The organism is Halarchaeum salinum (assembly GCF_039520965.1).
GTDB classification, from domain to species: Archaea; Halobacteriota; Halobacteria; order Halobacteriales; family Halobacteriaceae; genus Halarchaeum; species Halarchaeum salinum.
On sequence record NZ_BAAABL010000068.1, the window covers coordinates 1 to 17,772 of the forward strand.

Genomic DNA, 17,772 nt, shown 5'->3' on the forward strand with positions numbered 1-17,772 from the left:
CGAGACAACGAGATGATTTCACGAGCTCAGGCTGTGCCCGCTGTTGCGTCCTCGGGGTAAACACGTACACCTACTACAACAGCAAAGCGGGCTACCTCCACGACAGCGCGGAGCAGATCATCGCGGAGCACGACGGCGAGGTACCCGACACGATGAGCGCGCTCACGGACCTCCCGGGCGTCGGGCGCAAGACGGCGAACGTCGTCCTCCAGCACGGCCACGACCTGACGGAGGGGATCGTCGTGGACACGCACGTCCAGCGCCTCTCCCGACGGCTCGGTATCACGGACGAAAAGCACCCGGAGAAGATCGAGGCGGACCTGATGGACGGCGTCGTCCCCAAGGAACACTGGAAGAACTACACGCACTGGCTGATCGCGCACGGGCGGGACACCTGCACGGCGCGTAACCCGGACTGCGACGAGTGCGTCCTAGAGGACATCTGTCCGTCCTCGAAACTCGATCACGACGTCGATCTCGCGGACGGCAGCGAGTGGTAGGGACTCAGCTCTCGGTCATCGCGGCGAGCGTCACAGGCTCGCCGTAGGAGATATCGACGGGCGCACCGGGTTGGACGTGGCCGACGTCGGTGTCGTCGATCAGGAGCGCAACGTCCGTCTCGTCGCGCTCGACGGTGAGCGTGCCGGGGAGCGAGACGACCCAGTTCGGACACTCGACGCGGAACGGGGCGATGGGGACGACGGCGACGGCCTCCACGGTCGGCGAGAGGACGGGCCCGTCCGCGGTCGCGGTGTACCCCCCGCTCCCGAGCGGTGTGGCGACGGCGACGCCGTCGGCGCGGACCGTATCGACGGGTCCCACGCCGTTCTCACCGCGGGCCTCGATCGCGTATTCGGAGATGCGCGCGGCCTCGGCGGTGGCGAGCATGACGTCGGAGAGTGCCCGGTAGGTCTCGCGGCGCGCCTCAACGGCGATCGTCGGGCGTTCGCGCTCGTCGTACTCCCCGCGGACGAGCCGGCGGAGCGCACGGTCGCGGTCGGCCGGCGTGACGGCGTCGATCGCTGTGCCGACGTTCAGGGGGAGCACGGGCGTGTCAGCGGCGACGCCGGCGTGGACGAGGTCGTAGAGCGCACTCTCGGTGAACGCGGCGACGGCCTCGACGCCGTCGTCGAGGACTACTGTGGCGTCAGTGTCCCCGACGGTCGCGGTCCCGCCGGCGTTCTCGACGACGGCGGCGGCGCTTTCGGCCTCCGGGCCGACGAGCCCGACGTGTACCTCGGTCATCGTCGGAGGGTCGCCCCCCGCGGGCAAAAAGCTGCTGTCAGCGGTCGGTCCGTCGGTGGTCAGAACGGCCAGTCGCCAGTGACCCGCATTCCGGCGGCGAGGTCCTGGGCCTCACAGGCGGCCGCGATGTCCGCCGGCGCGGCGTGGGCAACCGTGAACCCCTCGTCGGCGAGCGTGACGGCGAGTGTGGTGAGGAGGATCGCCTGTTCGCGGAAGGTGCGCGCGTCGAGTTTGTCGAGCGTGTCCGCGGCGGTGTGCCCCCAGCCGCGTCCGCTGTCACCCGTGTCGCTCGCGACCATGTAGCCGGGGACGCCGCGCTGGACGTAGTTCCAGTGGTCCGAGTGCGGCCCGAGGTCGGGATCGACCGTGATCGGATGGTCGAAGCGCTCGGCGACCTCGCGTGCGGCGCTCGCGAGTGCGTCGAAGCCGTGCGTCGTACATTCGAGCGTGCGGGCCGCAGCGACGCCATCGAGGTTGACCACGGCGCGCACGTCGTCCAGATCGCGGGTCGCGGCGTCATGGGCGGAGCCGACGAGGCCGACCTCCTCCGCGCCGAAGACGACGAAGCGTACCCGGGTGTCAAGTTCGTCCTCGCGCGCGGCGAGTGTCCGCGCGAGTTCGACGACCATCGCGATGCCGGCCCCATTGTCCATCGCACCCTCGCTGATGTCGTGGGCGTCGACGTGCGCGGTGACCAGAAGCTCCTCGTCGGTGTCGGGGCCGAGTTCGGCGTGGACGTTCTGCGAGGTGGCCTCATCGAGTGACGCCGCGACGTCGACGGTGACGCGCTCGCCCGTAAAGCGCCGTGCGAGGCGCGCGCCGACCTCCTTCGAGACGCCGACGGCGGGTATCTCGCCGATCGGCGCGTCGGGCGTGCCGACGCTCCCCGTGGGGGCGAGCCCGCCGGGATAGTGGTTGGCGAAGACGAACGCGGCTGCGCCGGCCTCAACGGCCCGATAGTACTTCTCGCGCCGGTGGACGACGCGCTCGGCGTGATCGGGGACCGTCGAGTCGACGAGTGCCACGGCCCCGGAGAGGTCGCGCCCCGCGAAATCCGCCGGGAGGCCGTGACCAAGGTCGACGAGGTCGCCCGTGGCCGAGGCCGAGGGACTGCGCGGAAGCGCGATACACGCCTGGTCGGTGTCGTCCACGACGAGGTGGGAGCTGCCGCGTTCCCATCCCTGGATGTCGAACTCCGCGAGATGGGCGTTCCGGGCGTGCTCGGCGAGGGCGTCCCGCGTCGCGACGGCGGCCTCGCGTTCGCCCGCGCTGCCGGCCATCCGATTCCCGATGTCGACGAGCGTTTCAAGGTGGTGCCAGCCCGTTTTGCTCGTGAACGTCCGGCCGATCCAATCGGTCATAGGGTGAGTGGCGTCGCCGACGACAAAAAGCGTGAGTGAAGCGTGGTCGGCGAAGAGACGGAGTCGACGACCGCCTACAGTTCGCCTTCGGCCTTCAGACCCGCGAGTACGTCGTCAACGAGGCTCTCGACGTCGTCGTAGGGGAACTCCTCGTGGCCGGAGAGGAGCTTGGCGAGCTCCATCGCGGAGAAGCTGCGCTCGCCCGCGTGGAACGTCGTCATCGGTCCCTTGGGGAGTTCGGGAACGAGGCTGGTCATGCTCGTAACGGGGTAGTCGGCGTCGGCGAGCGCGTCGGTGAGCTCCTCGCGGAGCTCGGCCTCGGCGTCCGTGTCTGCGTCGCTCATGGGCGTTCGTCGCCGAGATAGCGGAAAAGGGTTGCGTCTGCCGGGGCGCGAAGGTGGCAGCTTTTTGGCTCGTGACTGCGAACTCACTCGACATGTCCGAATCGCTCTCGGAATGGCGGCCCGCGGTGGATCGGGAGATCGAGCGCGTCCTCCCGCGTGAACTGACCGACGACTACCTCCGGTCGTTCTTCGGGGAGGGACGCTACGAGTACGACCCCGACGCCATCGAGGACGCCCTCGCGACGCCCGTCTGGGACCTCCTCGATCGCGGCGGGAAGCGCTGGCGCGCCGTCGTCTTCCTCATGCTCGTTGAGGGGTTCGGGGACGACCCCGATGATCTCCTCCCCTACGCGGTCATCCCGGAGATCCTCCACAACGGCACGATCATCGTCGACGACGTCGAGGACGGCGCGGAGATCCGCCGCGGCGAGGAGGCCGTTCACCACCGCTACGGCCAGGACATCGCGCTGAACGCCGGGAACGCCCTCTACTTCATCCCGCTGAAGATCGTCGAGCGCAACCCCGCGGACCTCGATCCCGAAACCCGCCTCGCCGTCTACGAGATGCTCACGTACGAACTGAATCGCACGCACCTCGGGCAGGGGATGGATATCCGCTGGCACAACAGCGACGAGGTGGCGATCACCGAGGCGGAATACATGGAGATGTGCGCCTGCAAGACCGGCTGTCTCGGGCGTATCGTCGGCCGCCTCGCGGCGATCGTGACGGATCAAGAAGACGCCGTCGAGGCCGAGCTCGCGGCGTTCTTGGAGACGGTCTGTATCGCCTTCCAGATCGCGGACGACATCCTCGACGTCGAACACAGCCTCGATCGCGCCGGCGACTTCGGGAAGGCCGTCGGCAACGACGTCAAGGAGGGGAAGAAGACGCTCATCGCCGTCCACGCCGTGCGCAACGCCGCACCCGAGGACGCAGCGCGCTTGCAGGAGATCCTCGCTGCGGACGACACGACGGACGCCGAAGCGCTCGCGGCCATCGAGATCATGGAGGAGACGGGGAGCGTCGAATACGCCCGCGAACGCGCCATCGCGCTCGTCGATGAGGCCCGCGACCATCTCGACGACGTCCCGCTCACGGACGAGGTCGCCGCCGAACTCGCGGCGTTCGCGGAGTACGTTGTCGAGCGCGACGTCTGACGCGTGTCGCGGCAACACGAGACAAACAACTCACATATAGCTCGCACCCCGTTCTTCCTCGTGTATGGTGCGCCTCCGATCGCTCACAGACCCCTCTCCACGCCTCGCCACCGCGGCGTATCTCCTCATCGGCGGCGTGTGGTTGCTCGCGTCGGACGCGATCGTGTACGCCGTCGCGCCGACGCAGGTGGTGGTAACTGCGTTACAGGCGATGAAGGGGTGGCTGTTCGTGGGCGGCTCGGCGGCGGTCATCTACACGCTCGGCCGCCGGCGCGAGCGCCGGCTCGAACGCTCAAACGCGCGGCTCCGTGAGACGGCCCAGCAGCTCCAGGTGCTCGGGCGCGTCTTCCGACACAACGTCCGTAACGACATGACGGTCATCAAGGGGTACACCGAACTGGTCCGCGAGCATGTGACGGACACGGCTGACGAGGATCGCCTGCGGACCGTCGCGGCTACGGCGGACGATCTGATCGAGACGAGCGAGCGGCTCTGCGTCGTGAACGACCTCGACATCAGTACGGACACGACGGTCGACGTGGCGTCGCTCGTCCGCCAGGAGCGCGAGCGGCTCCGGGAGACGAATCCGACGGTCACGGTCGACACGTCGCTTCCCGATCACGCCGTCGTTCGCGGCGACGACGTGATCCGACGGGCGATCCGAGCGGCCGTCGAATGTCTGCTCGAACAGGGATCGACGGCCACGGGCCGGCACGTCTCGATTACGGTCGAGCAGGCGGACGCCGACGACGAGGTCGTGGTCGCGATCACGGACGATGGGCCGGGGATCCCCGAGAACGATCTCGAACCGGTCCGGTGTGGCGAGGAGACGGACCTGGTCCACGCGTCCGGCGTCCGTATCTGGTTGCTCGAGTGGCTCTGTAAGGTCTACGGCGGGCGCGTGGTGTTCGCGGACGAGCAGCCGGGCGGCACCGTCGTCTCGCTTCGCCTTCCCGCGGCGAGCGCTGGATGAGGCCACCGTACCGGTATTTAACTTCGTCGCGGACGACCCGGCGCGTATGGACGCCGACTTCGACCTACTGACGGAGCTCACGGAGGCCCACGGCGCGCCGGGCCACGAGGACCGCATCCGCGAGATCGTGCGCCGCGAACTCAACGACGTCGCGGACGCGATCCGGACGGACGCGATGGGGAACGTCGTCGCTACGATCGAGGGATCGGCGAACCCCGACTACGAGGTCGCGGTCGCCGCGCACATGGACGAGATCGGCTTCATGGTGAAACACGTCACCGACGAGGGGTTCCTCCGACTCGACGCGCTCGGCGGATGGGATCCGCGCGTGCTGCGCGCTCAGCGCGTCACCGTCCACGCCGCGGAGGGCGATCTGGACGGCGTCATCGGCTCGCCGCCGCCGCACACGATGAGCGAGGAGGAGCGCGAATCGACGGACGAGATCGAGGACCTGTACGTGGACCTCGGGCGCGACGGCGACGACGTGGCGGAGCGCGTCTCCGTGGGCGACGTCGTGACGATGGAGCAAGACACTCGACGGCTGGGCGAGACGATAACGGGAAAATCGATGGACGATCGCGTCTGTCTCTTCGCGGTGCTCGAAGCCGCAAAGCGGATCGACCCGGACGTGACAGTCCACGTCGCGGCGACAGTCCAAGAGGAGGTTGGCCTCCGCGGCGCGACGGCGCTCGGCGTCGATCTCGACCCGGACCTCGCGGTGGCGCTCGACGTGACGGTGGCGAACGACATCCCGCAGTTCTCCGATGCGTCGAAACACGTCACCGAACTCGGCGCGGGCGCGGCGATCAAGCTCAAGGACGGAAGCGTCATCACGAACCCGAAGGTCAGAAAACGCCTCCAGTCCGTCGCGGAGACGGCAGGGGTCGCCCACCAACCGGAGGTGCTCCCGGCGGGCGGGACCGATACGGCGGGGTTCCAGAACACGCACGGCGCGAAGCCCGTCGCGGCGATCAGCGTCCCGCTGCGCTACATGCACACGGTGACGGAGGCCGCGCACGTCGACGACGTGGACGCGACGATCGAGTTGCTCGCGGCGTTCCTCGATTCGGAGACCGGCGAGCACGACTATCGCCTCTAGCGACCCTCGCCGGGAAAGGATGGACTAGCGAACCGTCACGTCCAACTCGACGTCGCGGTGTTGGCCTTCGAGGTCGGCGACGACGCGCTCGACGACGCGACGCCCCTCCTCGACGACGAGCTCGGAGGCCTTCTCGATCACCCAGTCGAGCGACGCGAAAAACGGGAGGTCGAGGACGCCCTTCGCGGAGTCGGGTTCGTAGGTGACGACGAGCCGGACGCGGCAGGCGTCGGCCTCCCCTTCTGCCTCTGCTGTTTCGTCGTCCACGTCGTCGGCGTCACCGTCGTCTGTCGTCGTGTCGTCAGCGTCGCCCTCCGCGTCGTCGAGCGGGTCGACGACCCACTGCCCCGAGGCATCCAGGTCGCGCGTCACCGTCCAGTCGATCCGTGACGGGCGCTCGGCGTCGGTGACGCGCGTGTGGGCGGTGTAGTCGAGCTTCCACCACGCGAAGGTGAGGTGATAGTCGGTGCCGGGCCCACCATCGCCGTCCGCGCGGACTGATTCGAGGTGTTTCGAGTACGCCGCGTACCCCGGGAAGTCGAGGAGGAAGTCGTAGACCTCCGCGGGCGGCGCGTGGACGGTCGTCGCGACCTCGACGGTCTTCACACGACGACGTGGACGCGCGGACGCCATAAGTGGTGGCGTCGGCGTTCCGGAACGGTTGTGAGCACGGCGGCCCGACCCATGGTCATGAGCTATTCGGAGAACGCACCGAGCGTCGTCGTCGTCGGCGGCGGCGTCGCCGGCCTGAACGCCGCGCTCTACACCGCACGCGCGGGCTTCGAGACGACCGTCGTGAACGCCGGGGAGTCCATCCTCCGGCGCAACGGCCACCTGGAGAACGTCCCGGGGTTCCCCGGCGGCGTGAACCCCCGAACGTTCCTCGATCTCCTCGAGGAACAGGTCGCGGACGCCGGCGCGGCGCGCGTGACCGGCGAAGTAACGATCCTTGAGGAACTCGACGGGCAGTTCGTCGCCGAGACGGACGACGAGGTCTACGAGGGCGAGTACGCGATCGCCGCGACGAAGTCGAACCCCGACTATCTCGACGCCTTCGACCTCGCCCTCGATCAGCAGGGGTCGAAGACGTACGTCGACGTCGGCGACCGCGGGCGGACGAACGTCGATGGCCTCTACGTAGCCGGGCGACTCGCGGCCGAACCCCACCAGACGACGATCGTCGCCGGCCACGGCGCAAAGGTCGGCCTGACGGTCGTTGAGGACTCCGAAGTGCCGTACTACCACGACTGGGTCGCCCCCGAGGGCTACTTCACGGGTCGGGGTCGCGAGGTGCCGCCGGGCGTCGAGGAAATCGACGAGGCCGAGCGCGCAGCGCGCGAACGCGACTCGATGGATCGGATGCGCGAGGCGTTCGCGGAGCGCCACCCGGACGAGCCGACGATGCACCCGAGCGTCGCGGCCGACGACGAAGGCGAGTAGCGCGGCGACGGACGCGGGCGATTGGGACCGTCCGCAGTTAGTCGTCGTCGCGTCGATACGGTCCATCGCGACTGAAGCCAAGCACCCGCGCTGTCTCCGCGGATAGCGTCACCGCATTCTCGCCTGCAAGCGTCACCGATCCCCCACCCAACGACTCGAAGAATGACGCTAATTCTCGGCGATACGCCGCTGAACGGCCGGTCTCCTGCACCTGAACGAGATCCTGATCCGATCGGCCTGTCGCCCGGTTCAACAGATAGAGTTCGGCCCACGCAGCGCGTACCGAGAGCGGCGCGTCAGTGAGCCACTCGGGAAGCGACAGGTCGGAGTTCGGCTTCGACCCGTGTGGAAGACCGAGCGCGACGAGGGCTCGTCCGAGGAGGACCGTGTGCTCGTGGGGCGTGAGTTCCGTTGCACGATGCGCTGCGTCCACGTTCACGAACGTACTCCCGCAGTCGAGCATGTCGAGGGCGCACTCGAGAGTGTCGGTGACGGAATCGTCGTCGACGGCGAATCGCACCTCGTAGCTCTCCGCGCTGATACTCCCCCCGGAGAGAACGCCCGCCGAGAGGAGGGCAAACGCATGCCCGCGTTCGTTCGTCAGCGTCGCGTCGAACCAGCCGAGTTCGCGCGCCGTCTCGATCGCGTGGACCGCATCGGGCTTCCCGCCATTCAGCCACGGCCGAATCCGGCCGCGTGGCAGATCGAGCGCGCTCGCGGCGGCGCTCGATCCACTCTCCGGATGGTGGCTCGCCCACTCCATGACGCGCCGATACTCCTCGACGCACTCGTACGGATCGGTGTAGGCGGGTGGGGAGAACGTGCGGGCGAGCGCGGACTCCGTGAGCATACCAGGTGGTACGAGCGGGCAGCAACTAAGAAAAGATGGTTCGCGGCCGATTACTCGACCGTGTACGTCCGAATCGTCGCGTTCGAGTATTGGTCGCTCGTCGCGCGAACCACAACCCGGTCACCGCTCGACAGATTAGATATGGTCTTCGAGGCCCCCACCGTCGTGCCGACCTTCGAGAAGTTGGCATCATTTGGGCCCTGGTACTCGACAGCGTTCGCCCGCGGCATCGAGTTAATGGTTATCGTCACGTTACTAGTGGAATTATTAGGATTAGCGGTCTGTTCGATGGAAACGCCGGCTTGCGCGTTCTGTTGGAGGTTCCCGCCGAGTCCGAGGACGAACGTCCCGATGACGGCCGCGAGGATCACAGTTATCGCGACCATCAGGATGACCCCGATAACCGGCGAGACAGCGCGATCGTCCGTCGCGAGCATCTTGAGTTTTTGTTTCAAAGGTATGACGCGCCGAACTGTCCGCAGAAGTGAAATAGTAGTCTAGCGACTACTACGATGTGGGCGGGAGGCGAGCCCCCTCCGACCCGACACGATCCCTTCTGCGAACACCATTCGGCGTCTAATACGCTCTAGCCCGTCACCCCACTTAAATCGGGTGGCCAGACTCAGCAGCCGATACAACCGATAGTGTCGGTTCTCGTCCGGCAAAACCCTTCGAGGGCGGGCGGGACACAGCCACTCGATCAACGACGGCGGAGCTGGATATGGCGTCGAACGCGGGTCTGCCACTGAGGCCGCCGCGAAGGCGGACGCTTTTACTGGCGGGGGCGTGGAGGGTGAGCCATGTTGGAGGGTGTGAACGTCGCGCTCGGCGTCTCCGGGAGCATCGCGGCGGTGAAGGTCGTCGAGCTCGCCCACGAGCTCCGCCGGCGCGGGGCGTCCGTGCGCGCCGTGATGACCGACGGGGCGCGTGGGATCGTCCACCCGTGGGCGGTGGAGTTCGCCACCGAGCACGACGTGACGACGGAACTCACCGGTGCGGTCGAGCACGTCGAACTCTGCGGCCGCGAGGGGTGGGCGGACGTCTACCTGATCGCGCCCGCGACGGCGAACACCGTCGGGAAGATCGCCGCGGCGATCGACGATACACCGGTCACGACGACGGCGACGACGGCGCTCGGCGCGGACGTGCCGGTCGTCCTCGCGCCCGCGATGCACGAGCCGATGTACGACCACCCGGGCGTCTTGGAGAGCCTGGAGCGCGTCGAATCGTGGGGTGTCGACGTCGTCGAGCCGCGCGTCGAGGAGGGGAAAGCGAAGCTCGCCAGTCTCGACGCGATCTGCCTCGACGTCGCGCGCGCCGCGGGCGAACGGCCCCTCGCGGACGAGCGCGTCGTGGTCACGTCCGGTGCGACGAGCGAGCGCATCGATCCTGTGCGCGTGCTGACGAACCGCTCGTCCGGGCAGACCGGCCAGGCAATCGCCCGCGCGTGCTACGTTCGCGGGGCGGACGTGACGCTCATCCACGACGGCGACGACGTTTCCTACGCCACCGTCGAGCACGTCGAGTCGGCCGCGGAGATGCTCGCGGCGACACTCGATGCGTGCGCGGACGCGGACGCCCTGCTCTCCGTCGCGGCGATATCCGATTACACTGTTGAGCCCGCCGACGAGAAGATCCGCAGCGGCGGCGACCTCACGCTCGACCTGGAGGCGACGCCGAAGCTCCTCGATACCGTGCGCGAGGAGTATCCGGCGCTCACGCTCGTCGGTTTCAAAGCGGAGACGAGCGGTGACGACGACGCGATGGTCCGGGAGGCACGGCGGATCATGGAGCGCGCCGGCCTCGCGTTCGTCGTCGCGAACGACGCGAGCGTGATGGGCCGCGCCGAGACGCGCGCGCTCCTCGTGCGCCCCGACGACTACACCGAGTACGCGGGCACGAAAGCGGGGCTCGGAATGCGGGTCGCCGACGAACTCGTAGACGAGCTCTGAGTCGTCCTCCTCGTTCCTCCCCGGTCGGTCGCGCGTTACGCAGCCGATTTCGCGCGGGTGACGCCGCTCGGTGGTCCCGCGAGCCGTCCCAGTTCCGGCTCGCGCTACTCGCCCGGACTGTAGTTCGGCGCTTCGTCCGTGATCATCACGTCGTGTGCGTGGCCTTCGGTCTGGCCGGCCGCGGAGACGCGGACGAACTCCGAGTCCGCCTTGAACTCGGGGATGGTCGCCGCGCCGACGTACCCCATCCCGGACTGGATCCCGCCGACGAGCTGGTGGAGTTCGCTCGCGAGCGGACCCTTGTACGGCGTTGCGGCCTCGACGCCCTCGGGGACGTACTCCTCGTCCGCGTCGTCCTCCTTGAGGTAGCGCTCGCCGCCGCCGGACTGCATCGCGCCGACGGAGCCCATGCCGCGATACTGCTTGTACTTCTTGCCGTTCATCGTGATGACGCGGCCCGGGGCCTCGTCGGTGCCGGCGAAGTAGGAGCCGAGCATCACTGCGTCCGCACCCGCGGCGAAGGCCTTCGCGGCGTCGCCAGAGTACCGGATGCCACCGTCGGCGATGACGGGCACGTCGTACTCGGCGGCGACGTCGGCGACCTGCGAGACGGCGGTGATCTGGGGCATCCCAGCACCGGAGACGACGCGGGTCGTACAGATGGAGCCGGGACCGATGCCGACCTTGATGCCGTCCGCGAAGTCGACGATGTCCTCGGCGGCCTCGGCGGTCCCGACGTTGCCGACGACGACGTCGGCGTCGATCTCGGCTTCGATCTCGCGGGCGGCGTCGATGACGTTCAGGTTGTGCGCGTGCGCACAGTCGATGAAGACGACGTCCGCGCCGGCCTCGTCGGCGGCTTTCGCGCGCTCGGTGTCGAAGGGCCCGACGGCGACGCCGACGAGCAGACGGCCGTTGTCGTCGCGCGCGGCGTCCTCGTGTTCGCGGCGGGCGAGGATGCCCTGCATCGTCACGAGCCCGATGAGCTCGTCGTCAGCGGCGACGATCGGCACGCGCTCGATCTTGTGCTCGTACATGAGTTCGAGAGCGTCGCGCGCGTCGACATCCTCAGCGGCGGTGATGACCTCGTCGGTCATGGCCTCCCGGACGGTGTCCTTCTCGCCGACTTCGAGATAGGGACGGATGTCGGTCCCGGAGATGATGCCGAGAACGGTATCGTCCTCGTCGACGACCGGCGCGCCGGAGACGCCCTCGCGTTCCATCATCGTGTCGACCTCGTCGATGGTCTGCTCGGGCGCGGCCGTCACGACGTCCTCGCGGCGGATGACGTGCTCGTCCGCGCGCTTCACGCGCTTGATCTCGGCGACGAGCTGGTCGTCGTCGAGGTTCTGGTGGAGCACGCCGAGGCCGCCCTCTCGGGCCATCGCGATCGCGAGTTCGCCCTCCGTGACGGTGTCCATCGCTGCGGAGAGGATCGGGACGTTGATCGAGACGTTCTTCGAGACGCGCGTGGAGACGTCTGCCTCATCGGGTTCGACGCGGCTCTCGGCGGGACGCAACAGCACGTCGTCGAACGTGAGCGCTTCGGGGACGTCGAGCTTCTCGGAGAAAGTGCCTCGTGATCGCTCGTCGTTCGCCATGTAAACTGTGGTCGCCCGATACGCAAAAACGTTCTGTAACCGGCCGGGTAGTGTGCCCAACATCGTCATGGTCGTGCATACCGTTCGGGTGTGACGGCGCGCGCTCGATCGACCGACCTGAGTGGACACGATCACGGGCGACCGTGTATGAGGGGAGAAGCCGTGGTGTATCGGCCCGGAAACTGGACGTTCATCGAGTTCGGCGGCGTTTCGCGTCGGATCGAACGCCGCGTGTCGCCACGTCCCACACAACGCTTATGTCTCTCAACCGGGACTAGTCGAGTATGGACTCCCGCAGCCCCTTCGCAGTCCGTATCGCCGGTGACCAGCCACAGTGCTCCGGCGACTTTACAAAACCCATGGGGCTGTTTACGGGAGCCACCACATTCTGGCGGCGACAGATGGCCCTTCGGCCGTCGTCGTACCATCCCGCCTATCGCCGTTCGGCCGGTGGTTACGGCCATCGCCCCTGAGATGAGTATCTCCGGACACCCGATCGCCCTCCGCTTAGAGCAACGTGTCGGCGGCGCGACGCGGCTCCTCGCGACCGTCATGCTCCTCCCGCTCGTTGATGGTATCTTCGCCGCGCTCGTCCTCAGCGGTGCGCTTACCGAGACTACGGCTGTCGGCCCGCTGGTGATCCCGACGGGCGCGTTACAGGTCGGCCTCCTCGTCTTCGGCGGGAGCGCCACCGTCGCCGTCGTCCTCGTCGAAATGGGAGGCGACCGTCGCGAGAAGGCGCGCGCCGTCCTCACCGTCGGCGTCCCGCTCGTCGTCGGCGCGGTCGCCGTCGCCGCACTCGCGCCCACGATCGAGAGCGTCCTCGACACCGCGATCTTCGAGCGCTTCGCCGCCTTCGTCGTTCTCGCGATCGCCGCGAAGACGGCGAGTTCGCGCATCGGCGACTACCTTCCAAGCCCCGGCATCGTCGTCGGTCTCGGCCTCCTCGCCAGCGTCCGGCCGACGTCCGCGACGCTCGCCGTTCACGTCGAGCCCGGCGTGATTGTCGCTGCCGCGGCTGCTGCCGTCGTCGCCGTCGGCTTCGCGCTCGGCGTCGCGCTGCTCGAACCCCACCTGCGCCACTTGCTCGACATCGACCGCTTCCGCTTCGGGAGCGCCGTCGCGCTCGGGACGCTCGCGCTCTCGCTCTTCGGGATCGTTCCCGAGGGCGCGGCGCTCCCCGTCTTCGCGCTCGCCGGACTGCTCGCAATCGACCCCGGACAGGCGGACGCGGGAACCAACGGGGCCGACGATCACGCCGACACCGACGCCCCATACGGATACCCCGGCGAGAACGGCGAGGAACGCGCCCCCTGGCTGTAACGGTGCGTTTACGGCGACCCCACCACTCGGTGGAGGTATGCCAGCGAATCGCGTCGTCCAAGGGCGAATGGTGACGCCACGCAGCCTCGCCGAGCTTATCGAGGACGACGACGTCATGGAAGCCGAGGAGATCGAGGATACTGACCGCGACTGCCCGGAGTGCGGCGGCGACGTCGTCTCCGTCGGGTACATGCCGAGCGTCACCGAGTACGTCACCGGCTACAAGTGCCAAGAGTGCGACTGGTACGAGACCGACCGGGACTAGCGGATCGAAACCCATTTAGGCGGAATCGTCCTACGACGGAGTGCGTGGGGCTGTGGCCAAGCCAGGGATGGCGACTGACTCCAGAGGCCACGCGCCCGGGACGAAATTCCAGACTGGTATACCGAGCGGCGGGCTGATCACCTCGCCGCGACGACGACCCTCTGGAGTTCCGAGGCGCACCGGAGATATCAGTCGATCGGGGGTTCAAATCCCTCCGGCCCCACTCTCCCGTTCTTCAAACTCTTAGAGTGGCGAACACAGGTATTTCAGCGGGTAACTTAAAAAGCCTTTCGGGGTAATCAGCGTAGGTAATCATCCCCAAATCGACTCCCGAACCCCGCCGTGTGTCGAAAATCTGGTACTCACCTATCGGCAATACGGACCGGTAGTGGAATAGCCGTTAACGAGCCGGCATCTCGCCCAAGAAGGACTCAGAAAACAGAGAGGTTCAGCGTGCGGCGGGAACTGCGCGCGGCAGGAAGTGAATACCGCGCGGAGTTCAGTCGGATTCCTGCACCGGGACGAGGTCAAAATGGCGGAACCACAAGTCGATCTCTTCGCCGTCGTCTGCGAGCCGGTACTCGTATTGATCTAATTTCCGTTCAGTCAAATCACTCAGCTCGTCTCGTCGAACCTCGATGATAGTACAGACGCGGTTGTGGAATCGAGAGTCCAAGTCGGTCTCTCCGAGATATATCTTGACCGTGTCGCCCACCACATACGGTTCATCTGCTGGTTGTGGAATGTCCTGCATCGAGTGTTATCTAATAGCCTCGTTATAACCAATTAATGGTCTTTAGTGGGTCGACCCTTCAGAGAGTTGCTGTTGTCCCTGTACCTCTGCCAGAGCCCCTTTGTCCTTATACCGTGAGTAGGGGATTAGTTCTGGGTCAAGATATACACAATCGAAGTCCCAGAGTGCATCTGCTGAAAACGTCGCAGTTTTCCCGGAGTCCCCTTTAGTGTCGCTCTTGTTGAATTGATCTTCCTCGATCTCTCCCATTCGAACTTCCCAAACCCATGCAGTGTCTCCTCGCTCACCTTTCACATAGTTCTTGTCTCGGTCAGCTAAAATATATCTGATAACAATATACATTCCGGGCTTCGGGAGATGGCCTTCGGGCATATTCTTCTCCATAGCTACCTTAACCTCAATTCCGGGAATCCCCTCCTTCTTCCCAGTGCTAATTAGATCAGGGAAATCACCCGCGTTCACTTCGTATAGTCCATCAGACGCTGATGCAACTCCAGTAGCGAAGAACTCACCGATGACGGTTGAAAGGGCAGAGTATTCATCAAATTGTTCTGCGAGCGGCTCGGCTCCTCGGCGCTGGAATGCAAAGTCGATAGTGTCGAGATTTTCATATGTTTCCTCGATTCCTCTCAAAACTGCTGCTTCACCAAAGGGGACTTTGTCATATATGTCCGCGTTTGAAACTACATGTTCCTCCTTTGGTGTCCTGAATGAGTCTGGATTAACAAGTTCGGTAACAGTAACATCTAACGCCTCAGCAATTCGAAGAGCAATCGAAATGCTCGGCTCTCGGTTCCCACGCTCGATTTTTCCGAGAGTCGTTCTGTGAATATCCGCCTTCTCTGCTACTTCTTCCAGTGAGCTATTTTGTAACTCTCGAAGCTCTTTGATTCTATTTCCCAGTTTCTGCTTAAACTCATCATCCATATTACCACGAGAGGACTGGGTATCGTTAAATATAATTGAGACAATTGTCTCGTAAATATCCAATCATGTTATCTCAGTGTCTATTTCGGGAAAGCTATTACACTATCACCCCTAACCAGAGACTATGACTCGTCTTCACCGATTGGCAATATTTAAACCCACCCGAGACGATTGTCTCATATAGAGATGGTTGGCATCATAGACCTCTTCTGCGGAACAGGGGGATTCTCATATGGATTCGAAACACACCCCTCCGGTGAATTTGAGGTTCTATTAGGACTGGACAAAAAGGAGGCTGCGATAGGCACATTCAAGAAAAATCACCCACACGCGGAAGTTGTTGAGGGGGACATTCGAGAATGGCCCCCTGAGAAAGTCTCTAAGGAAACTGGTGTGGCTCCTGAAGACGTGCAGGTTATCGTCGGTGGGCCGCCATGTCAAGGTTTCTCATCTATCAGGCCCGATAGAGGGGAAGAGACCAAAGACGAGAGAAACGGGCTATATACTGACTTCGTTGAGTTCGTAGAATACTACGAACCAGACTTCTTCGTCATGGAGAACGTAGTTGGGTTGGCGACTCATCAGGACGGAGAAACTATTTCAAAGATTCTCCAAGATGTTAACCAGATCAATTACAGCGCAGATTGGCGTATTCTAAACGGGGCCAATTTTGGGCTGCCCCAGCGCCGAGAGCGTCTAATTATGATCGGTGTGGCTGACGAACGTGAAATTGAGTTCCCTGAACCCACCCACAGAACGAGTGGGCGAACGATTGGTTACCGGGATAAGTCGAAGGTGATCACGACTCAACCGACCTTAGATGACTTCCACAACACTGGTTCACTCTCACCAGCGAGAACAGTGATGGATGCCATCGATGACCTCCCCGAAATTGAGGCAGGGGAGGAGGCCACGGAGTATACTAACGACCCACAGAACGAGTATCAATCCGTGATGCGACGGGACTCGGAGAATCTAACTTTTCATAAAGCCACAAACCACGGCGAGAAGATGATGACGATTATCCGAAACAGTGGGCCAAACAAACAGAAGACAATTGAAAATCTGAAAGAGGATGACGATGTGGATGACGCTGAGAACTACATCTCCAGTGGCTACAGCTCAAGTTATTCTCGAATCGACCCAGATTTACCATCTGTGACTCTAACTGTGAACTTCGTTCACCCTGCCTCGAATAAGTGTATTCACCCGTATCAGAATCGGGCACTGACTCCACGAGAGGGAGCAAGAATACAGAGCTTCCCGGATGATTTCGAGTTTGTTGGCAGTAAGAGTGATATCGCTGATCAAATCGGTAATGCGGTTCCGCCCCTACTCGGTAGCGTCCTTGGTGAGCATCTGCTCGGGATGTATGACCCTACCTTCGAAACAGATTATGAGTCTTGTCTGGTTAACAAGCGACAAGAAAGTGCTGTCCAAATTTGATCGGTCTGGGTAGTCTCTCTATCTATAAGAGAGAGTACTGATGAACTCGTGAACCTTCTCAACTGCGTCGTCAAAATCTTCGGTAGAGTAGGTGCAGCCACTACTAATGAGTTCAGTGAAACCGGGTCGATGATACTCTGGACCTGCTGTTTCAGAACCCGTCACTTCCCATTCCCCGTGACGGTGCGTTAACTCTACAATCGAATAGGAACATCTATCGCAGCGAGGGAGATCGCGTCTGGAAATCCATCCGCTAATTCCGGCCGTGTCGGTTTGCATACGGAGGGAGGCCGGAATAGGCAATCGTTACGTACACTTCTGGGCCAGGGATTTCGTCGCTCATATTCAAGCGTACATCTCGTAGAACCGGCTCGGCGCTGGTTCCTCGTCGTCCCAGCAGTCCGCGTCCAGGCCGTTCTCGATAAAGTCCTCTACGTAATCCTCGTGCCGGTTCCGGGGTCCCATACCTCTCGGCGTGGGTTCATCGACCGCCGCATATTCCTGTAGGACTGTTTCAGGCACCAGTAGAAGCCACCAGTCGAGTTGTACCATTGGCTCCCGTTCCAGTAATCACCGAATCGGGCCGCCTTCACCGGGCTCGTCGTATCCACCGACTCAACCGGGATATGGTACTTCATGATCTCGGCGTGCTTCACCGGACTCCCACCGAGTAAGTGGACTTCCGCGCACGTCGAGTATTCAGTCCATTGCCACGGTGTCGGCCCATACCGAGGCTGGCACGGCATACCCACCCGGAAGCGTCGAGCAACCTCCTTGGGATGGATCGTCTTCGGGACAACGATAACGGTTTCCGCATACTCCCCCAGTTCGTCAGCCCACGCCTTCACGTCCGTATAAGTCGTGAACTCGTCTACGTCTGGGGCGACCGCATACTTCGGCTTCTCCGCTCGAACGATCTTGTAGTGGGCGTCAAACATCTCCCCTACGTCCGAATAGTCGTCGAGTTTTGAGAAGGGCCAATCCACGAAGTCCACGCGGTACTTCTCCGGGGGACGCGTATTCAGGCTCTACCCC

At 64.1% G+C, this 17,772-nt stretch carries 20 protein-coding genes and 1 tRNA gene; 11 read left to right on the forward strand and 10 right to left on the reverse strand.

The window, feature by feature from the left end; all coding sequences use genetic code 11:
* Window positions 1-500 (forward strand): endonuclease III domain-containing protein (locus tag ABDZ36_RS11715; protein ID WP_343749323.1); only part of this gene is annotated, 500 nt, incomplete at its 5' end.
* Window positions 501-504: 4 nt separating this feature from the next.
* Here the strand turns inward: ABDZ36_RS11715 and ABDZ36_RS11720 are convergent.
* From ABDZ36_RS11720 to ABDZ36_RS11730, 3 genes are all read right to left on the reverse strand, one after another.
* Window positions 505-1,245: an NAD(+)/NADH kinase gene (locus tag ABDZ36_RS11720; protein WP_211312226.1), complete on the reverse strand. Its 741-nt coding sequence runs from the start codon at window positions 1,243-1,245 to the stop codon at window positions 505-507.
* A 59-nt stretch (window positions 1,246-1,304) separates the two neighbouring features.
* Window positions 1,305-2,606 carry a M28 family peptidase gene (locus ABDZ36_RS11725; RefSeq protein WP_211312227.1) on the reverse strand — a complete coding sequence of 434 codons (1,302 nt, stop codon included), beginning with the start codon at window positions 2,604-2,606 and terminating at the stop codon, window positions 1,305-1,307.
* Between the two features lie 74 nt (window positions 2,607-2,680).
* Complete coding sequence (locus ABDZ36_RS11730; protein WP_211312228.1) at window positions 2,681-2,950, reverse strand: MTH865 family protein; 270 nt, start codon at window positions 2,948-2,950, stop codon at window positions 2,681-2,683.
* Between the two features lie 92 nt (window positions 2,951-3,042).
* On the opposite strand from ABDZ36_RS11730, the gene ABDZ36_RS11735 reads away from it, so the two are divergent.
* The 3 genes from ABDZ36_RS11735 (at window position 3,043) to ABDZ36_RS11745 (ending at window position 6,179) form a co-directional block, all read left to right on the forward strand.
* Window positions 3,043-4,107, forward strand: coding sequence for a polyprenyl synthetase family protein (locus ABDZ36_RS11735; protein ID WP_211312229.1), 1,065 nt, complete (start codon window positions 3,043-3,045; stop codon window positions 4,105-4,107).
* A 64-nt stretch (window positions 4,108-4,171) separates the two neighbouring features.
* The gene (locus tag ABDZ36_RS11740; RefSeq protein WP_211312230.1) at window positions 4,172-5,080 is read left to right on the forward strand and encodes a sensor histidine kinase; all 909 of its coding nucleotides are present in this window, start codon (window positions 4,172-4,174) and stop codon (window positions 5,078-5,080) included.
* Between the two features lie 46 nt (window positions 5,081-5,126).
* Window positions 5,127-6,179 carry a M42 family metallopeptidase gene (locus ABDZ36_RS11745; RefSeq protein WP_211312231.1) on the forward strand — a complete coding sequence of 351 codons (1,053 nt, stop codon included), beginning with the start codon at window positions 5,127-5,129 and terminating at the stop codon, window positions 6,177-6,179.
* Window positions 6,180-6,203: 24 nt separating this feature from the next.
* Here ABDZ36_RS11745 and ABDZ36_RS11750 read toward each other — a convergent pair whose 3' ends face one another.
* Window positions 6,204-6,785, reverse strand: coding sequence for an SRPBCC family protein (locus tag ABDZ36_RS11750; protein ID WP_211312232.1), 582 nt, complete (start codon window positions 6,783-6,785; stop codon window positions 6,204-6,206).
* 84 nt (window positions 6,786-6,869) lie between these two features.
* Here ABDZ36_RS11750 and ABDZ36_RS11755 point away from each other — a divergent pair, with 84 nt between their 5' ends.
* The gene (locus ABDZ36_RS11755) at window positions 6,870-7,619 is read left to right on the forward strand and encodes an FAD-binding protein (RefSeq protein WP_211312233.1); all 750 of its coding nucleotides are present in this window, start codon (window positions 6,870-6,872) and stop codon (window positions 7,617-7,619) included.
* Between the two features lie 37 nt (window positions 7,620-7,656).
* Here ABDZ36_RS11755 and ABDZ36_RS11760 read toward each other — a convergent pair whose 3' ends face one another.
* Together ABDZ36_RS11760 and ABDZ36_RS11765 are read right to left on the reverse strand one after the other, a co-directional pair.
* Window positions 7,657-8,469: a hypothetical protein gene (locus tag ABDZ36_RS11760; RefSeq protein ID WP_211312234.1), complete on the reverse strand. Its 813-nt coding sequence runs from the start codon at window positions 8,467-8,469 to the stop codon at window positions 7,657-7,659.
* Window positions 8,470-8,519: 50 nt separating this feature from the next.
* Window positions 8,520-8,924, reverse strand: a complete 405-nt coding sequence (locus ABDZ36_RS11765) for a type IV pilin domain-containing protein (RefSeq protein ID WP_343749324.1) — start codon at window positions 8,922-8,924, stop codon at window positions 8,520-8,522.
* 345 nt (window positions 8,925-9,269) lie between these two features.
* Here ABDZ36_RS11765 and coaBC point away from each other — a divergent pair, with 345 nt between their 5' ends.
* Window positions 9,270-10,421: a bifunctional phosphopantothenoylcysteine decarboxylase/phosphopantothenate--cysteine ligase CoaBC gene (gene coaBC / locus ABDZ36_RS11770; protein ID WP_211312235.1), complete on the forward strand. Its 1,152-nt coding sequence runs from the start codon at window positions 9,270-9,272 to the stop codon at window positions 10,419-10,421.
* 104 nt (window positions 10,422-10,525) lie between these two features.
* Here the strand turns inward: coaBC and guaB are convergent, their stop codons facing one another.
* Window positions 10,526-12,022, reverse strand: coding sequence for an IMP dehydrogenase (gene guaB / locus ABDZ36_RS11775; RefSeq protein WP_211312236.1), 1,497 nt, complete (start codon window positions 12,020-12,022; stop codon window positions 10,526-10,528).
* A gap of 284 nt (window positions 12,023-12,306) precedes the next feature.
* Here guaB and ABDZ36_RS15025 point away from each other — a divergent pair, with 284 nt between their 5' ends.
* The 4 genes from ABDZ36_RS15025 to ABDZ36_RS11790 all read left to right on the forward strand — a co-directional run bounded on the left by ABDZ36_RS15025 (window position 12,307) and on the right by ABDZ36_RS11790 (window position 13,833).
* Window positions 12,307-12,495 carry a DUF8099 family protein gene (locus tag ABDZ36_RS15025; RefSeq protein WP_486187708.1) on the forward strand — a complete coding sequence of 63 codons (189 nt, stop codon included), beginning with the start codon at window positions 12,307-12,309 and terminating at the stop codon, window positions 12,493-12,495.
* Between the two features lies 1 nt (window position 12,496).
* The gene (locus ABDZ36_RS11780) at window positions 12,497-13,345 is read left to right on the forward strand and encodes a DUF5794 domain-containing protein (protein WP_211312237.1); all 849 of its coding nucleotides are present in this window, start codon (window positions 12,497-12,499) and stop codon (window positions 13,343-13,345) included.
* A gap of 37 nt (window positions 13,346-13,382) precedes the next feature.
* Window positions 13,383-13,610 carry a DUF5795 family protein gene (locus tag ABDZ36_RS11785; RefSeq protein WP_211312238.1) on the forward strand — a complete coding sequence of 76 codons (228 nt, stop codon included), beginning with the start codon at window positions 13,383-13,385 and terminating at the stop codon, window positions 13,608-13,610.
* A gap of 46 nt (window positions 13,611-13,656) precedes the next feature.
* Window positions 13,657-13,833: transfer RNA gene (locus ABDZ36_RS11790), tRNA-Trp, on the forward strand.
* 276 nt (window positions 13,834-14,109) lie between these two features.
* Here ABDZ36_RS11790 and ABDZ36_RS11795 read toward each other — a convergent pair.
* A complete protein-coding gene (locus ABDZ36_RS11795) occupies window positions 14,110-14,364 on the reverse strand; it encodes a DUF8139 family protein (RefSeq protein WP_211312239.1) in 255 nt (84 codons plus the stop codon).
* A 42-nt stretch (window positions 14,365-14,406) separates the two neighbouring features.
* Window positions 14,407-15,291, reverse strand: a complete 885-nt coding sequence (locus ABDZ36_RS11800) for a helix-turn-helix domain-containing protein (RefSeq protein ID WP_211312240.1) — start codon at window positions 15,289-15,291, stop codon at window positions 14,407-14,409.
* Window positions 15,292-15,477: 186 nt separating this feature from the next.
* Here ABDZ36_RS11800 and ABDZ36_RS11805 point away from each other — a divergent pair, with 186 nt between their 5' ends.
* Entirely contained in the window at window positions 15,478-16,737 is a 1,260-nt protein-coding gene (locus tag ABDZ36_RS11805; RefSeq protein WP_211312241.1) for a DNA cytosine methyltransferase, read from the forward strand.
* A 431-nt stretch (window positions 16,738-17,168) separates the two neighbouring features.
* Here ABDZ36_RS11805 and ABDZ36_RS11810 read toward each other — a convergent pair whose 3' ends face one another.
* Window positions 17,169-17,732, reverse strand: coding sequence for a DUF6610 family protein (locus tag ABDZ36_RS11810; protein ID WP_211312242.1), 564 nt, complete (start codon window positions 17,730-17,732; stop codon window positions 17,169-17,171).
* Window positions 17,733-17,772 lie beyond the last annotated feature (40 nt).

Excerpts from the sequence above, each read along its gene's own strand:
- ABDZ36_RS11720 (WP_211312226.1), bottom strand. The coding sequence starts at position 1,245 with ATGACCGAGGTACACGTCGGGCTCGTCGGCCCGGAGGCCGAAAGCGCC.
- ABDZ36_RS11725 (WP_211312227.1), bottom strand. The coding sequence starts at position 2,606 with ATGACCGATTGGATCGGCCGGACGTTCACGAGCAAAACGGGCTGGCAC.
- ABDZ36_RS11730 (WP_211312228.1), bottom strand. The coding sequence starts at position 2,950 with ATGAGCGACGCAGACACGGACGCCGAGGCCGAGCTCCGCGAGGAGCTC.
- ABDZ36_RS11735 (WP_211312229.1), top strand. The coding sequence starts at position 3,043 with ATGTCCGAATCGCTCTCGGAATGGCGGCCCGCGGTGGATCGGGAGATC.
- ABDZ36_RS11740 (WP_211312230.1), top strand. The coding sequence starts at position 4,172 with ATGGTGCGCCTCCGATCGCTCACAGACCCCTCTCCACGCCTCGCCACC.
- ABDZ36_RS11745 (WP_211312231.1), top strand. The coding sequence starts at position 5,127 with ATGGACGCCGACTTCGACCTACTGACGGAGCTCACGGAGGCCCACGGC.
- ABDZ36_RS11755 (WP_211312233.1), top strand. The coding sequence starts at position 6,870 with ATGAGCTATTCGGAGAACGCACCGAGCGTCGTCGTCGTCGGCGGCGGC.
- ABDZ36_RS11760 (WP_211312234.1), bottom strand. The coding sequence starts at position 8,469 with ATGCTCACGGAGTCCGCGCTCGCCCGCACGTTCTCCCCACCCGCCTAC.
- coaBC (WP_211312235.1), top strand. The coding sequence starts at position 9,270 with ATGTTGGAGGGTGTGAACGTCGCGCTCGGCGTCTCCGGGAGCATCGCG.
- guaB (WP_211312236.1), bottom strand. The coding sequence starts at position 12,022 with ATGGCGAACGACGAGCGATCACGAGGCACTTTCTCCGAGAAGCTCGAC.
- ABDZ36_RS15025 (WP_486187708.1), top strand. The coding sequence starts at position 12,307 with ATGGACTCCCGCAGCCCCTTCGCAGTCCGTATCGCCGGTGACCAGCCA.
- ABDZ36_RS11780 (WP_211312237.1), top strand. The coding sequence starts at position 12,497 with ATGAGTATCTCCGGACACCCGATCGCCCTCCGCTTAGAGCAACGTGTC.
- ABDZ36_RS11785 (WP_211312238.1), top strand. The coding sequence starts at position 13,383 with ATGCCAGCGAATCGCGTCGTCCAAGGGCGAATGGTGACGCCACGCAGC.
- ABDZ36_RS11795 (WP_211312239.1), bottom strand. The coding sequence starts at position 14,364 with ATGCAGGACATTCCACAACCAGCAGATGAACCGTATGTGGTGGGCGAC.
- ABDZ36_RS11800 (WP_211312240.1), bottom strand. The coding sequence starts at position 15,291 with ATGGATGATGAGTTTAAGCAGAAACTGGGAAATAGAATCAAAGAGCTT.
- ABDZ36_RS11805 (WP_211312241.1), top strand. The coding sequence starts at position 15,478 with ATGGTTGGCATCATAGACCTCTTCTGCGGAACAGGGGGATTCTCATAT.